The organism is Corynebacterium suranareeae (assembly GCF_002355155.1).
Taxonomy (GTDB): domain Bacteria; phylum Actinomycetota; class Actinomycetes; order Mycobacteriales; family Mycobacteriaceae; genus Corynebacterium; species Corynebacterium suranareeae.
Genome location: NZ_AP017369.1, coordinates 2,211,902 through 2,226,740, shown reverse-complemented (window position 1 = coordinate 2,226,740; position 14,839 = coordinate 2,211,902). Strand labels below are relative to the sequence as shown.

The following is a 14,839-nucleotide window of genomic DNA, read 5'->3' as shown; positions in this document are numbered from 1 at the left end:
AGTAGCGTAATATTGTTCAAGGCCCATGTGCGGGCTGTGGAGGACGTGTATTCACGTTCTGGTTAAACAACACCGGTGAAAGGAATTGAACGCAGCAGATGGTCCATGACGATGCAGTTGAAGCTTCATCTGGACATTTTTCTAGCAGCACTTCAATTCGGATCCGTACTTGCATTGCCACAAGGGAGCGTAAGCCTGACCGCGAATTGCTCCGTGTGGTTTCATCCTTGGAATTTCCAGGAGTAATCCTCCCAGATCCGAAGCGTCGGATGCCTGGGAGAGGAGCATGGTTGACCCCTTCCATCGACGCACTGGACCTTGCTGAACAGCGTCGTGCCTTTGGCCGTGCGCTGAGGGTGTCCACACCAGTGGATACAGGTCACGTACGCACGTACCTGGCGGAAAACGCCGGACCCGATATTTGTAAGGAAGACTGAACACTGATGAGCACACGATGAAGCATCAGCGATGAACGTCAATAATCAACGCTAGAGGTCAAGGTTACTTTTCTTATAAAGGCCTTCGATCCTCTGGCAAAAACTAGAGGAGAGAAGTGCCCGGAAAGCTACGTGTACATGAGCTTGCTAAGCAACTCGGTATTACCAGCAAGGAACTACTTGCCACCCTTAAGGAAAAAGGCGAGTTTGTTAAAACCGCATCATCCACAATTGAACCCCCAGTTGTGAAGAGGATGCAGGAGCACTACGGTTCGAGCGGTTCGGATAAGTCCGACACCGCTGCGAAGCCTGCAGCAACCAAGCCTGCAGCATCTGCACCAAAACCAGCTGCGGCAGCACCTAAGCCAGGCGCTGCACCAAAACCAGCTGCTAAATCTGCACCAACCCCAGCATCTGCTGCACCAAAGCCAGGTGCAAAGAAGCCTGCTACACCTGCAACTCCAGCCGGTGCTAAGCCAGGCGCAACACCGAGCCCAGCTGCTGCAGCGCCTAAGCCAGGTAATGCACCAAAACCAGGTGCAAAGAAGCCTGAACCAGCGGCGAAGCCATCATTTTCTGGCCCAACCCCAGGCGATGCCGCAAAGAAGGCAGAACCTGCAAAGCCAGGCGCTGAGGCACCACGCCCAAGTGGCATGCCACGCCCAATGGGTAAACCTGCACCTAAACCAGGTGCACGCGCACCACGTGTAGCAAACAACCCATTTTCCACTGGTGGCGGTGAGCGTCCAGCTCCACGCCCAGGTGGCGGCCCACGTCCAGGAGGTGGACCTCGCCCACAGGGTGGCGGACGCCCAGGTGGACAGCGTGATGGTCAAGGTGGCGGACAAGGCAACCGTGGCGGACAACGCCAAGGTGCTGGCTCCGGTGGACCACGCCCACAGGGTGGCGGACGCCCACAGGGAGGACCACGTCCTCAAGGTGGATCCGCACAGGGTGCTCAAGGAGCTCCATCACAGGAACGTCAAGGTGGCGGACGTCGTCCATCACCAGCAATGATGCCTCCAACCCCAGGACAGATGCCTGCTAAGGCACCTGGCAAGGGCGGTCGTGGCGGTCAAGCCGGCGGCGCAGGCGGATTCAACCGCGGTGGCGGAACTGGCGGCGGTGCAGGTCGTGGCGGTCGTCGTGGCGGTACCGCAGGTGCATTCGGACGTCCAGGTGGTGCTCCACGTAAGGGACGTAAGTCGAAGCGTCAGAAGCGTAACGAGTACGAATCAATGCAGGCACCGAACGTCATTGGTGGCGTTCGTTTGCCAGACGGTAAGGGTGCAACCATCCGCCTCGCGCGTGGTGCTTCTTTGTCTGACTTCGCTGAGAAGATCGGCGCAGATGCAGCAGCATTGGTTCAGGCTTTGTTCAACCTGGGTGAAATGGTCACCGCAACTGCTTCAGTTTCTGATGAAACATTGCAGCTGCTCGGTGAGGAAATGAACTACAAGGTTCAGGTTGTCTCCCCAGAAGATGAAGACCGTGAGCTGCTCGAAAGCTTCGATCTGCAATTCGGTGAAGACGAAGGCGATGAGACCGACCTGGCTAAGCGTCCTCCAGTGGTTACCGTCATGGGTCACGTTGACCACGGTAAGACCCGCTTGCTGGACACAATCCGTAAGGCCAATGTTGGTTCTGACGAGGCCGGCGGCATTACCCAGGGCATTGGCGCATACCAGGTCAAGGTCAATGTTGAAGACGTCGAACGCACCATCACCTTCCTGGATACCCCAGGTCACGAGGCCTTCACCGCAATGCGTGCCCGTGGTGCTAAGTCCACAGACATCGCAGTTTTGGTTGTTGCAGCAGACGACGGCGTTATGCCTCAGACTGTGGAAGCAATCAACCACGCTAAGGCCGCTGAAGTGCCAATCGTGGTTGCAGTGAACAAGATTGATAAGCCAGAGGCTTCTCCAGAGAAGATCCGTGGTCAGCTGACCGAATATGGATTGATCCCTGAAGAGTACGGCGGCGACACCATCTTCGTTGACATCTCTGCAAAGCAGGGACTGCACATCGATGATCTGCTTGCCTCCATCTGCCTGACCGCAGATGCTGAGCTAGATCTTGTTGCTAACCCAGAAATGGACGCACAGGGTGTTGCTATTGAAGCTCACCTCGACCGCGGTCGTGGACCAGTGGCTACCGTTATCGTCCAGCGCGGTACCCTGCGCATCGGTGATTCCATCGTTGCAGGTGATACCTACGGACGCGTCCGCCGCATGGTGGATGAGTACGGTCGCGATGTGGAAGAAGCAGGGCCATCCCGCCCTGTCCAGGTACAGGGTCTCAATGGTGTCCCAGGTGCCGGCGACAACCTCTTGGTTGTTGAAGATGACCGCATTGCACGTCAGATTGCTAACCAGCGCAATGCCCGCAAGCGCAACGCTTTGGCAGCACGCTCCCGCAAGCGCGTTTCCCTCGAGGATCTGGATGCAGTTCTTAAGGAACACAGCACCCTTAACCTCATCCTTAAGGGCGACAACGCAGGTTCCGTGGAAGCACTGGAAGAAGCCCTGCTGAAGATTGAGATGGATGATGAAGTCCAGCTCAACATCATCGACCGCGGTGTGGGTGCAGTTACCCAGACCAACGTCACCCTTGCAGCAGCATCTGACGCAGTCATCATTGCTTTCAACGTTCGCGCTGAAGGCAAGGCGACTGAGGAAGCTAACGCAGAAGGCGTCGATGTTCGTTACTACACGATCATCTACCGTGCTATCGAAGAGGTTGAGGCAGCTCTAAAGGGCATGCTCAAGCCAATCTACGAAGAGCGCGTCATTGGTCATGCTGAGATCCGCGCGATCTTCAAGGCATCCGCTGTTGGCCTCATCGCAGGTTGCATGGTTGAAGATGGAAAGGTGCGCCGCAACGCCACCGTCCGCATTACTCGCGATGGCAACGTCATTGCAGAAAATGCAAAGATCGAGTCCTTGCGTCGTGAAAAAGACGATGTCACCGAAGTCTCTGCAGGCTACGAGTGCGGTATGGTTTTGTCCTACCCAGACATCTCTGTCGATGACAAGATCGAGGTCTATGAAATGGTTGAGGTTCCACGCGAAGCTTAAGCATTCTTTACCCAGGGTTTAACTAGCTCCGGGTATCGCAGTTGGGGCTGGTTTTCCATTGGAAAGCCAGCCCCTTTGCCCACCCGTTAGTTCTTTCTGCTTTTAAGAAGAACTACAGGGTATGAACATTAAAGAAAATTTTTTCCAATTCAGGGTAGAATTCCAAAAGAATTATCTAAACTCTGTGAAGATTAGGAGTGGTCCACCATGGCTGACAACGCCCGCGCAGCTCGAATGGCAAAACGAATTCAAACTATCGTGGCCAGCGCAATCGAACGCGATATCAAGGACCGCCGACTGGAGTATGTCACAATCACAGATGTGACCATGACCGGTGATCTACATGACGCAAAGGTGTTCTACACCGTTCGTGGAGCTTCCATTGATGAAGAACCAGATTTAGAAGCAGCAGCAGAGGCACTGCACCGCGCCCGTGGCCAGCTCAGGAAGATTGTCGGACAGCAATTAGGTGTTCGCTTCACACCCAACCTGACCTACAACGTAGATACTGTCCCTGAGGCATCTGCACACATGGAAGCATTGCTTGAGCGAGCACGCAAACGCGATGAAGAGCTTGCCAAATTGCGTGAAGGCGCAGTTCCGGCTGGAGATGCTGATCCATACAAGACGTCCACCAAGTCCGAATCTGAGGAATAACCTCGTGCCGGATAATAGTCAATTTCATGCAGCCTCAGATCTGGTTGAAACTGCCCACACCATTGGTGTTATAGGACATTTGCGCCCAGATGCTGATGCAATTGGCAGTGTGGCTTCCACTGTGGCAGCGCTCAAGCAATTAGGCAAAGAAGTTTTTGGAGCAATCGGTCAGGTTGACCCGATGACGGAAAATTTGCTGACCATCCCGGGTGCGGCTGAGATCATCTTCGGTGAGACTTTGCCGGATGCAGACCTTTACATCGTTGTTGATTGTGGTTCGATTGAGCGCACTGGAGCATTTGAAAGCTTCATCGTTGATAACAGCGATAAGGTGTTGGTGGTTGACCATCATGCGACAAATCCTGGTTTTGGCACTATTAACTTAATCGATGTGGACGCAGAATCCACCACCACGATTTTGTATGACTGGTTTGATGCGATGTCGATTCAAATTACGCCCGACATCGCACATGGCCTTTATGCAGGTCTTTTAACCGATACTGGGTGCTTCAGGTGGGGTCGCCCTGTAATGCACGATATGGCTAAAGAACTGATGGAGTTTGGCCTAGACATTCGGTCGATCTCTGCTGAATTACTGGATCAAACATCAGTTGATGATCTGCGTCTTGTCGGTCAGATCGTGTCCAAGATTGAGCTTAAAGAAGCAGGGCCATATACCTTGGCTGTTCTCATCGCAGATTTTGACACAATTAACGGTCGTTCGCGGGCAGTGGTTGAGGGATTAATCGAAATGGTCCGGGCTGTAGATGGAGCTGACTTCGGGGCAGTGTTTAAGGAATATGAACGCGGCGTCTATACCGTGTCTTTGCGTTCATCTCATTTAAGTGTTGCTTCTTTAGCTGTGCACCTCGGTGGTGGAGGGCACATTCCGGCTGCAGGATACACCGCACGCGGTTCAGAAATCGAAGCTTTAGATACGTTGATCGAAGCTACTGTCACATTGGGGGAGTCGCTTAGAAGCTCGGCGCATATTGATGTCTGAGAAAAGTTTTGAGGGCGCAGTACCGGAGGTTTCAGCGAAGCAAATTTTTGGTCTTGCTTTTCCTGCATTAGGCGTGCTCGCTGCAATGCCGCTGTATCTTTTATTAGATACAGCGGTTGTTGGCACCTTAGGTGGTTTCGAATTGGCAGCTTTGGGTGCTGCAACCACAATTCAAGCTCAAGTAACCACACAGCTGACATTTTTGTCCTATGGCACTACCGCAAGATCATCCAGAATTTTTGGCACGGGTAATAGGGCTGGTGCGATTGCGGAAGGTGTGCAGGCTACCTGGGTCGCGTTATTTGTGGGGCTTGGAATTTTAACGGTGATGCTAATTGGTGCTCCGACATTTGCGATGTGGCTAAGCGGTGATGAGCAGGTAGCTTCAGAGGCAGCTCATTGGTTACGGGTCGCGGCTTTCGCAGTGCCTTTGGTGCTCATAATCATGGCTGGAAATGGCTGGCTTCGTGGTATCCAAAACACCAAATTGCCGTTGTATTTCACACTCAGTGGTGTGATTCCCGGAGCGATTATGATCCCTATTTTTGTGGCCAAATTTGGCCTTGTTGGGTCTGCATGGGCCAATCTCGTTGCAGAAGCAATTACCGCTGCACTTTTTCTCGGTGCATTACTAAAACACCATCAAGGGTCGTGGGCGCCAGACTGGAAAGTAATGAAAAACCAGTTAGTGCTTGGACGTGACCTGATTATGCGATCGTTGTCTTTCCAGGTTGCTTTCCTTTCAGCTGCTGCCGTGGCTGCACGGTTTGGAACTGCGTCGTTGGCAGCACACCAAGTGTTGCTGCAATTGTGGAATTTCATCACGCTTGTTTTAGATTCTTTGGCTATTGCAGCACAAACCCTCACAGGCGCTGCCCTAGGAGCTGGGTCTGCACGTATAGCCAGGCGCGTGGGTAATCAAGTAATCAAGTATTCACTTGTGTTCGCTGCTGGGTTGGGCATCATCTTCTTAATCCTTCACTCGTGGATTCCGCGAATTTTTACTCAAGACACTGCAGTGCTAGAAGCAATTAGTTCGCCATGGTGGATCATGGTGGCGATGATTATTTTGGGTGGCATTGTCTTTGCTATCGACGGTGTGCTGTTGGGTGCCTCAGACGCTGTGTTTTTAAGAAATGCTTCGGTATTGGCGGTCGTTTTAGGATTTTTGCCAGGTGTCTGGATTTCTTATGCAGTTGATGCTGGTTTAACTGGCGTGTGGTGCGGGTTGTTGGCGTTTATCCTGATCCGCTTGTTTGCCGTGATTTGGCGGTTCCAATCAATGAAATGGGCTCATTAAAATCGGCGCGTGGTAAACCATATGTGCTGAACTGCAGGCATAATGGACAAAGACTTTTGGCAAAACTATGTGGAGGTGACAGGTGACCACAACACTGTGGGCGGTTTCTGATCTCCATGCTGCAGTGAAAGCTAACGCTGATCCTATAGAGAACATTCAGCCGAGAGACCCTTCTGATTGGCTCATTGTTGCAGGTGATGTGGCGGAGCGTACTGAATTGGTGCTCGAAATTTTAGCGCGGTTGCGTAGGCGTTTTGCCAAGGTAATTTGGGTTCCTGGAAACCATGAATTGTTTTCGCGTTCAGCGGATCGCTATCAGGGACGTGACAAGTATTCAGAGTTAGTTGAAGGCTGTCGCAAGATCGATGTGCTGACTCCGGAAGATCCGTACCTGACGTTTGGTGGAGTAACTATCGTTCCGCTATTTACGTTGTATGACTATTCCTTCCGGCGCCCGGGTTTTACGGTGGAGCAAGCCATTCAGGCTGCCCGTGATCGCCAGGTGATGATGACAGATGAGTTTTCCATCGCTCCGTTTGTAGATATCCGTGCGTGGTGTTGGGATCGTTTGGCATATTCCATTAAACGGTTGAGCAAGATCAATGGTCCAACCATTTTGATCAACCATTGGCCTTTGGTGGTTGAACCAACCTTTCAGATGCGCTGGCAAGAATTAGCACTATGGTGTGGAACCCGGCATACGCGAGGCTGGGCTGAGCGCTATAACGCGGAAGCAGTAATTTATGGGCACTTGCATATTCCCGGAGTCACCAATGTCAATGGAGTAAAGCACATTGAGGTGTCCTTGGGGTATCCCCGTGAATGGGAGCAGTGGTCAAAGAAACATGTTTGGCCGTATCCAGTGATGGAGGTGGACCATGCTGGATGAGTCATTGTTCCCCAATTCAGCCAAGTTTTCTTTCATGACTACGGGCGATGCTGTTAATTTAGATCATTTCCATCAGCTGCATCCTTTGGAAAAAGCATTGGTTGCGCACTCGGTGGACATTAGAAAAGCTGAATTTGGTGATGCTCGCTGGTGTGCACATCAAGCATTGCAAGCGCTGGGGCGTGATAGTGGCGATCCTATTTTGCGTGGGGAACGTGGGATGCCGTTGTGGCCGTCGTCGGTATCTGGTTCTTTAACTCATACGGATGGTTTTAGGGCAGCGGTCGTCGCACCTCGACTTTTGGTCCGTTCCATGGGGTTGGATGCCGAACCTGCAGAACCTTTGCCCAAGGATGTTTTAGGCTCGATTGCAAGGGTTGGGGAGATCCCTCAGTTAAAACGCTTAGAAGAACGTGGCATTCATTGTGCTGATCGGCTGCTGTTTTGTGCAAAGGAAGCTACGTACAAAGCGTGGTTCCCATTAACGCACCGGTGGCTTGGTTTTGAACAAGCCGAGATCGATCTTCGGGATGACGGCACTTTTGTGTCTTACCTGTTGGTTCGACCAACACCCGTGCCGTTTATTTCTGGCAAGTGGGTGCTGCGCGACGGCTATGTTATTGCTGCCACGGCAGTCACCTAAAAGCGCTCGAATTCCTTTCTACAGCGTATTTGGATGCGCGACGAATACGGTGGCTAGGCGTTTACCTTTTTCTTCAATCAACGCGATGGCCTTGCCGGATGGTGTTACCGCAGCGTGGACACCTTTGAGTCCGCGAGGTTCAAGCCACTTGCCCATGGAAAGGTCGATTCCTTCGGATTCGGTGATTTCTAAGGTGGGGTAGCTGCGGGTGAGGGCTTGATCGAGGTTGAGGGAGAGTGTGGGGTGTTCTTGGAGTTCGGAGAGGGGGGTGGCGTCGGCAAGCGTAAAAGGCCCGACTTCTGTGCGCCTAAGCGCGGTTAGGTGCCCGCCGACGTGCAATGCGTTGCCGAGGTCGCGTGCAAGCGCGCGGATGTAGGTGCCGGATGAGCAGTGGACGCGCACATCTAAGTCATAAAATTGTCCCTCTACCCGGTGATCCAAAACCTCAAAGGTGCTCACCGTTACAGGCCGGGCGGGGATGTCTATGTCTTCGCCGTCACGGACGCGTTCGTGGGCGCGCTTTCCGTCGATTTTAATGGCTGATACTTTGGTGGGTTTTTGCATGATATCACCGGTGAGCGCGGCGATTTCGGTGAGGATTGCAGCGTGGTCAAGCCTGGAGGCATCTGCGTTGGAAATCTCAGTTCCCTCAGCATCATCGGTTGTGGTGGCGGCGCCGAGCCTAATTGTGGCGTCATAGGCCTTGGTGGAGGCGACCATGTGCGCTAAGAACCTGGTGCCGCGCTCGATTCCGACAACTAATACGCCGGTTGCCAGGGGGTCAAGGGTGCCAGCGTGGCCGACTTTCCGGGTAGAAAAAGCGCGGCGTAGTTTGGAGACCACATCATGTGAGGTCATTCCGGCGGGCTTGTCTACAATCACGAGTCCTGGTTTAGGGGCGGGAGCGTTCATGTCCATTGAGTCTATGCCGTAGTCTGAAACGGTGGATATTTGGAGTGGACTAGATAGTGTTCCGGCTGATCTTGAAGGATCAGTAGTAACCATTGGTGTTTTTGATGGACTCCACCGAGGGCATCAAAGTTTGATTGGGCAGGCCAAAAAGCAAGCCCAAGAACTTGGTGTGCCGTGCGTGATGGTGACTTTTGATCCGCATCCGATAGCTGTGTTTTTGCCAGGTAAAGAACCAACGCGTTTGGCGCCGCTGGATTTTCGGCTCAATTTAGCAGCAGAACGTGGCATTGACGCAGCACTGGTTATTGATTTCACCAGGGAACTAGCCGGGTTAAGTCCAGAAGACTATTTCCAAACGATGATCATCAACAAACTGCATGCGCGGTCTGTGGTGGTGGGGGAGAACTTCACTTTTGGGTTTAACGGTGCAGGCACTGAATCAACCATGCGTGAACTCGGTGAAAAATATGGCGTCGAGGTCACAATCGCCCCATTGCTTCATGATGATGATTTACGGATTTGCTCCACTTTGGTGCGTGACTTTTTAGATAGCGGCGAGGTAGAGCGTGCGAATTGGGCGCTTGGCCGCCGTTATTCAGTACGCGGTGAAGTTGTCCGAGGTGCTGGACGAGGCGGAAAAGAATTAGGCTATCCCACCGCAAATCTGTATCTTCCAACGTCTGTCGCGCTGCCCGCCGATGGAGTTTATGCAGGTTGGTTCACCATCACTGATGATCGGGAGATCGATAAGGAGATCTCCCGTGAAATTGATGGCACCATGGTTCCAGGGGTGCGTTATCCCACTGCGATTTCAGTTGGCACCAATCCCACTTTCGGCGATGAACGCCGCAGCGTTGAAGCTTTCATCCTCGATGAAGAAGCCGATCTGTACGGCCATCACGTGATGGTGGAATTTGTCGGCCATTTGCGCGACATGGTCAAGTTCAACGGAGTTGATGAGCTTTTAGAAGCGATGGCCCGTGACGTGCTGGCAGCGCGTGAAATACTGGCAAAAGACAAAGAGCTTCTCGACGCCGACACCCAGCCAGGCGCTTAAGGCGCGCACCGGAGCCTACTATTTTCTTGATATGAAAGGTTTAAAACACATGAGCAAAAAAGCGATTTTAGATATTGATACCGGCATCGACGATGCACTAGCACTTGCGTATGCACTTGGCTCACCAGAGCTCGAGCTCATTGGTGTGACTACCACCTACGGAAACGTCTTGCTTGAAACTGGTGCAAACAATGACTTGGCTCTACTAGACCTCTTTGGTGCCCCAGAAGTACCTGTCTATCTAGGTGAACCACACGCCCAGACCAAAGATGGTTTTGAAGTTCTAGAGATCTCCGCATTCATCCACGGCCAAAACGGTATCGGTGAAGTTGAAATTCCAGCAGGTAAGTCCACGGCGCAACCAGGTGCAGTAGATTTCCTCATCGATTCTGTCAATACCTACGGCGATGATTTGATCATCATTGCAACCGGCCCGATGACAAACCTGTCAGCTGCGATTGCCAAAGATGAAACCTTTGCTTCCAAAGCTCACGTTGTCATCATGGGTGGAGCACTAACCGTTCCTGGAAACGTCAGCCCGTGGGCAGAGGCAAATATTAACCAAGACCCAGACGCCGCAAATGATCTATTCCGTTCCGGTACTGATGTCACCATGGTTGGTCTCGACGTCACCCTCCAGACCTTGCTGACCAAAAAGCACACCGCACAGTGGCGTGAACTTGGAACACCAGCAGCAATCGCACTTGCCGACATGACCGACTACTACATCAAGGCATATGAAACTACAGCACCTCACTTAGGTGGTTGCGGTCTGCATGATCCACTAGCAGTGGGTGTTGCTGTTGATCCAAGCCTGGTCACCTTGCTGCCAATTAACCTCAAAGTAGATATCGAAGGTGAAACCCGAGGCCGAACCATCGGTGATGAAGTCCGACTCAACGACTCAGTGCGCACCTCCAGAGCAGCTGTGGCGGTGGATGTCGATCGATTCTTGAACGAATTCATGACTCGCATCGGCCGAGTTGCAGCCAAAGCTTAGCGATTTTTGTCAAACCATCTTTGGTGCTGTTAAGCTTCCAAGGTGGTTTTGTGACTGCGGTCCGCAGCAGTTGCGAAAGTACACGCTTCTACTGGGTATTACCTAGTGAAGAAGAGTGAAAATTTTCATGCGGACTGAAATAACTTTTAGGAGACACCATGGCTTTAACTTCTGAGCAGAAGAAGTCCATCCTTTCTGAGTTCGGCCTCCACGAGACCGACACCGGTTCCCCAGAAGCACAGATCGCGCTTCTGACCAACCGCATCAACAACCTCACCGAGCACCTCAAGTTCCACAAGCACGATCACCACTCCCGTCGTGGTCTGCTTCTTCTTGTTGGTCGTCGTCGTGGTCTGCTGAAGTACCTGGCTGACAACAACGTTGATCGCTACCGTGATCTGATCGCACGCCTCGGCCTGCGTCGATAAGCCTGGTTTTTCCAGTCTTTTTAAACCCGCTGCTTTTTGCTACGTGCTTTAAGCAGTGGGTTTTTCTATTGTTTGGGTGCAGAAATTTCGATGAATAAAACCTAGGTTAGGTTGCGTAAAAACTGATAGTGGGGAAAATTGCTTAGAGCTGGTAGGATTTTTAGCGTTCTAGACCGCAGAAATCTTCGCGGCGACACCGATGATCGCCGAGCAGAACTAAACATGAGGAGACCTACTCGCATATGAGCGATGTAAAGTACTTCGAAGACACCGAATTTGGCCTAATTGAGGCAGTCGCAACGATCGACAATGGTGACTTCGGAACCCGCACCATCCGTTTTGAAACCGGCCAACTTGCCCGCCAGGCAGATGGTGCAGTGACCACCTACCTCGACGATGACACGATGCTGTTGGCAACCACCACCGCATCCAACCAGCCACGCGAGGGCTTTGACTTCTTCCCACTGACCGTGGATGTTGAAGAGCGTATGTACGCAGCTGGTCGCATCCCAGGCTCTTTCTTCCGACGTGAGGGCCGCCCATCCACAGAAGCTATTTTGGCTTGCCGTTTGATCGACCGCCCGCTGCGCCCAACCTTTGTTAAAGGTCTGCGCAACGAGGTTCAGATCGTTGTCACGGTTATGTCCATGAACCCAGAAGACTACTACGATGTTGTAGCAATCAACGGTGCATCAGCAGCAACCCGCATTTCCGGGCTGCCAGTATCTGGTGCTGTTGGTGGCGTACGCATGGCACTGGTTGTTGATGACAAGCACCCAGAAGGCCAGTGGGTAGCATTCCCAACCCACGCTCAGCACGAGCAGTCTGTCTTTGAAATTGTCGTGGCAGGACGTCTTGTTGAGCGCAAGCGCGGCAACAAGACCTTCTCTGACGTTGCAGTGATGATGGTTGAAGCTGGCGCTTCTGAAAACGTTGTCAACCGCGTCAAGGGCGGTGCACCAGCACCAACCGAGAAAATTGTTTCTGAAGGCCTTGAAGCAGCTAAGCCATTCATTGACATTCTCTGCCGTGCGCAGGAAGGTCTGGCACAGCGTGTTGGCACTGCAGCCAAGGAATTCCCTCTGTTCCCGCCATACACCGACGAGGTGTACTCCGCAGTGGAGCGCAAGGTGTCCAAGAAGCTAGCATCTTTGCTGACCATCAAGGCAAAGCAGGAACGCGACGACGCCACCAACGCATACATGGAAGAGATCGAAGCTGATCTGCTGCCAAAGTTTGAATCTTCCTACGATTCAGCAGCTGAGGCGTCCAAGGAAATCCGTGCAGCATACAACGCTGTCATGAAAGCCATCGTGCGTCGCATGATCCTGACCGATCATTTCCGCATTGACGGCCGTGGTGTCACCGACATCCGTGATCTGGCAGTTGAAGTTGAACTTATTCCACGTGCTCACGGCTCCTCCCTCTTCGAGCGTGGTGAAACTCAGATCTTGGGTGTCACCACCTTGGATATGTTGAAGATGGAACAGCAAATCGACTCCCTGGCTCCAGGTGAAGCGAAGCGCTACATGCACCACTACAACTTCCCTCCATACTCCACCGGTGAGACCGGTCGTGTGGGTTCACCAAAGCGCCGTGAAATCGGCCATGGTGCACTTGCAGAGCGTGCTGTGCTGCCAGTTATTCCTTCTCGCGAGGAATTCCCATACGCAATCCGCCAGGTTTCTGAAGCTTTGGGCTCCAACGGATCCACCTCCATGGGTTCTGTGTGCGCATCCACCTTGTCCCTGTACAACGCTGGTGTGCCACTAAAAGCACCAGTTGCAGGTATCGCAATGGGACTAGTCTCCGGCGAAATCGACGGCAAGACTGAATACGTTGCACTGACCGATATTCTCGGTGCAGAAGACGCATTCGGTGATATGGACTTCAAGGTTGCCGGCACCGCAGATTTCATTACCGCACTGCAGCTAGACACCAAGCTTGACGGCATCCCATCCAAGGTGCTTTCTGATGCTCTGGAGCAGGCACGCGATGCACGCCTGACCATCTTGAACACCATGGCTGATGTCATCAACGGTCCAGATGAAATGAGCAAGCACGCTCCACGCATCACCACCGTGAAGATCCCAGTGGCAAAGATCGGTGAACTGATCGGACCTAAGGGCAAGAACATCAACGCGTTGACCGAAGAGACCGGCGCAAACATCTCCATCGAAGATGACGGCACCGTGTTTATCTCAGCTGCCGATGGCCCATCCGCAGAAGCAGCGATCGAAAAGATCAATGCCTTGGCAAACCCACAACTGCCAAAGGTCGGCGAGCGTTTCTTAGGAACCGTTGTCAAGACCACCGCATTCGGTGCCTTTGTTTCCCTGCTTCCAGGACGCGATGGCTTGGTCCACATCTCCAAGCTCGGCAACGGCAAGCGAGTGGAAAAGGTCGACGATGTAGTCAAGGTCGGCGAGAAGATCCAGGTTGAAATCGCTGATATCGACAACCGTGGCAAGATTTCCCTTGTCCCAGTGGTGGACGAGGACTAAAGAGCTATAGCTAAGTTGGCGCTAAAAACCAGACTGGTTTTTAGCGCCAACTTTTCTTTATGCAACTAGTGGACGATGTCTACAACGACTCTGGTTGGTTCTTGGAGCAGCGACACTGAATAGCTACGGGGTGCACCTGATACACCAATTAAAATCTGAGCCCTGGCTTCAAAAATGCTGGTTAGGTTGATATCTTCCACTATTCCTGCACCCCCGAAAGACCCGCTGTCAACACCAGGGACATCGACCTGATCTGGATATCCAATTCCTTCGATATTAAGGTCCAAGAAGGAATCACCAGTAACATCAACGGGAAGGCCAGAAGCTTGCTGCACTGGCTCCGTGGTCCAATCCACCCACCATCCAGGTTTGCTATCCCCAGCGATATCTACAACAACCCTGGTGAAACTTTCATGCTCTGCCACACGTATGCCGGTAATAGACATATCGAATTCACCATCAGGATCTTGTTGCTTCTGATCCAATGTCGGAGAGCCCAACGGTGGGAGAGCAGTACTAGTGGGGGTATCTACAGCAGTGGTGGGAGAGGGGGCACTTTCAGAAGGTGAAGGTGTGGCGGTTACAGGATCTGCAGTTTCAGTTTCTGTAACAACGGTGGCGGAACTCGACGAAGACGTGGTCCCACTACTACCTCCATCACACGCGCTTAGCGCCAGGGACGTGGAAACTAGAAGCGCCACAGAAATACCAGTGGAACGGGCGATGGTTGGCAACTTAAGTCTCATAATTCAAACCTAGTTCTGTATGCCAACGTAAATGCTAAAAAGAGTCAAAACGATGATCAATCGTTAGCAAAAGAAACTTTTCGTTGATTAAAGCATGGATATCAGCAGCGTGAGAACACCAACGTCTAGACTGGTGAGCGTTTGCGAAAGTCTTACACTCTTACATCAAAGAAACGTATCTCTAAA

At 52.3% G+C, this 14,839-nt stretch carries 13 protein-coding genes; 11 read left to right on the top strand and 2 right to left on the bottom strand.

The genetic code is table 11. The features are described from left to right. The first annotated feature begins 98 nt into the window (after positions 1-98). From N24_RS10400 to N24_RS10370, 7 genes are all read left to right on the top strand, one after another. Positions 99-437, top strand: a complete 339-nt coding sequence (locus tag N24_RS10400; RefSeq protein ID WP_096456718.1) for a YlxR family protein — start codon at positions 99-101, stop codon at positions 435-437. Between the two features lie 116 nt (positions 438-553). Beyond that, a complete protein-coding gene (gene infB / locus N24_RS10395; protein WP_096456716.1) occupies positions 554-3,514 on the top strand; it encodes a translation initiation factor IF-2 in 2,961 nt (986 codons plus the stop codon). Between the two features lie 207 nt (positions 3,515-3,721). After that, entirely contained in the window at positions 3,722-4,171 is a 450-nt protein-coding gene (gene rbfA / locus N24_RS10390; RefSeq protein WP_096456714.1) for a 30S ribosome-binding factor RbfA, read from the top strand. Positions 4,172-4,175: 4 nt separating this feature from the next. Then, complete coding sequence (locus N24_RS10385) at positions 4,176-5,174, top strand: DHH family phosphoesterase (RefSeq protein WP_096456712.1); 999 nt, start codon at positions 4,176-4,178, stop codon at positions 5,172-5,174. Beyond that, positions 5,167-6,474 (top strand): MATE family efflux transporter, encoded by a 1,308-nt coding sequence (locus N24_RS10380; protein WP_096456710.1) that lies wholly within the window; start codon positions 5,167-5,169, stop codon positions 6,472-6,474. Before N24_RS10385 ends, N24_RS10380 begins: the two co-directional genes overlap by 8 nt. 82 nt (positions 6,475-6,556) lie before the next feature. Further along, entirely contained in the window at positions 6,557-7,363 is an 807-nt protein-coding gene (locus tag N24_RS10375; protein WP_096456708.1) for a metallophosphoesterase family protein, read from the top strand. Beyond that, positions 7,353-8,006: a 4'-phosphopantetheinyl transferase family protein gene (locus N24_RS10370; RefSeq protein WP_096456706.1), complete on the top strand. Its 654-nt coding sequence runs from the start codon at positions 7,353-7,355 to the stop codon at positions 8,004-8,006. Before N24_RS10375 ends, N24_RS10370 begins: the two co-directional genes overlap by 11 nt. Positions 8,007-8,024: 18 nt before the next feature. Here N24_RS10370 and truB read toward each other — a convergent pair whose 3' ends face one another. After that, complete coding sequence (truB, locus tag N24_RS10365) at positions 8,025-8,918, bottom strand: tRNA pseudouridine(55) synthase TruB (protein WP_096456703.1); 894 nt, start codon at positions 8,916-8,918, stop codon at positions 8,025-8,027. A 31-nt stretch (positions 8,919-8,949) separates the two neighbouring features. On the opposite strand from truB, the gene N24_RS10360 reads away from it, so the two are divergent. The 4 genes from N24_RS10360 to N24_RS10345 all read left to right on the top strand — a co-directional run bounded on the left by N24_RS10360 (position 8,950) and on the right by N24_RS10345 (position 13,907). Further along, positions 8,950-9,975, top strand: a complete 1,026-nt coding sequence (locus N24_RS10360) for a bifunctional riboflavin kinase/FAD synthetase (RefSeq protein ID WP_096456701.1) — start codon at positions 8,950-8,952, stop codon at positions 9,973-9,975. A 49-nt stretch (positions 9,976-10,024) separates the two neighbouring features. Beyond that, entirely contained in the window at positions 10,025-10,975 is a 951-nt protein-coding gene (locus tag N24_RS10355) for a nucleoside hydrolase (protein WP_096456699.1), read from the top strand. 158 nt (positions 10,976-11,133) lie between these two features. Continuing rightward, positions 11,134-11,403, top strand: coding sequence for a 30S ribosomal protein S15 (gene rpsO / locus N24_RS10350; protein WP_003857482.1), 270 nt, complete (start codon positions 11,134-11,136; stop codon positions 11,401-11,403). 242 nt (positions 11,404-11,645) lie between these two features. After that, on the top strand, positions 11,646-13,907 hold the full coding sequence (locus tag N24_RS10345; protein ID WP_096456697.1) for a polyribonucleotide nucleotidyltransferase: 2,262 nt from the start codon (positions 11,646-11,648) through the stop codon (positions 13,905-13,907). 65 nt (positions 13,908-13,972) lie between these two features. Here the strand turns inward: N24_RS10345 and N24_RS10340 are convergent, their stop codons facing one another. After that, positions 13,973-14,653: an AMIN-like domain-containing (lipo)protein gene (locus tag N24_RS10340; RefSeq protein WP_096456695.1), complete on the bottom strand. Its 681-nt coding sequence runs from the start codon at positions 14,651-14,653 to the stop codon at positions 13,973-13,975. Positions 14,654-14,839 lie beyond the last annotated feature (186 nt).

What these genes read in the sequence shown, in the direction of transcription:
- N24_RS10380 (WP_096456710.1), top strand. Translation starts at nt 5,167, where the DNA reads ATGTCTGAGAAAAGTTTTGAGGGCGCAGTACCGGAGGTTTCAGCGAAG.
- N24_RS10370 (WP_096456706.1), top strand. Translation starts at nt 7,353, where the DNA reads ATGCTGGATGAGTCATTGTTCCCCAATTCAGCCAAGTTTTCTTTCATG.
- N24_RS10345 (WP_096456697.1), top strand. Translation starts at nt 11,646, where the DNA reads ATGAGCGATGTAAAGTACTTCGAAGACACCGAATTTGGCCTAATTGAG.
- N24_RS10400 (WP_096456718.1), top strand. Translation starts at nt 99, where the DNA reads ATGGTCCATGACGATGCAGTTGAAGCTTCATCTGGACATTTTTCTAGC.
- rbfA (WP_096456714.1), top strand. Translation starts at nt 3,722, where the DNA reads ATGGCTGACAACGCCCGCGCAGCTCGAATGGCAAAACGAATTCAAACT.
- N24_RS10355 (WP_096456699.1), top strand. Translation starts at nt 10,025, where the DNA reads ATGAGCAAAAAAGCGATTTTAGATATTGATACCGGCATCGACGATGCA.
- rpsO (WP_003857482.1), top strand. Translation starts at nt 11,134, where the DNA reads ATGGCTTTAACTTCTGAGCAGAAGAAGTCCATCCTTTCTGAGTTCGGC.
- truB (WP_096456703.1), bottom strand. Translation starts at nt 8,918, where the DNA reads ATGAACGCTCCCGCCCCTAAACCAGGACTCGTGATTGTAGACAAGCCC.
- N24_RS10340 (WP_096456695.1), bottom strand. Translation starts at nt 14,653, where the DNA reads ATGAGACTTAAGTTGCCAACCATCGCCCGTTCCACTGGTATTTCTGTG.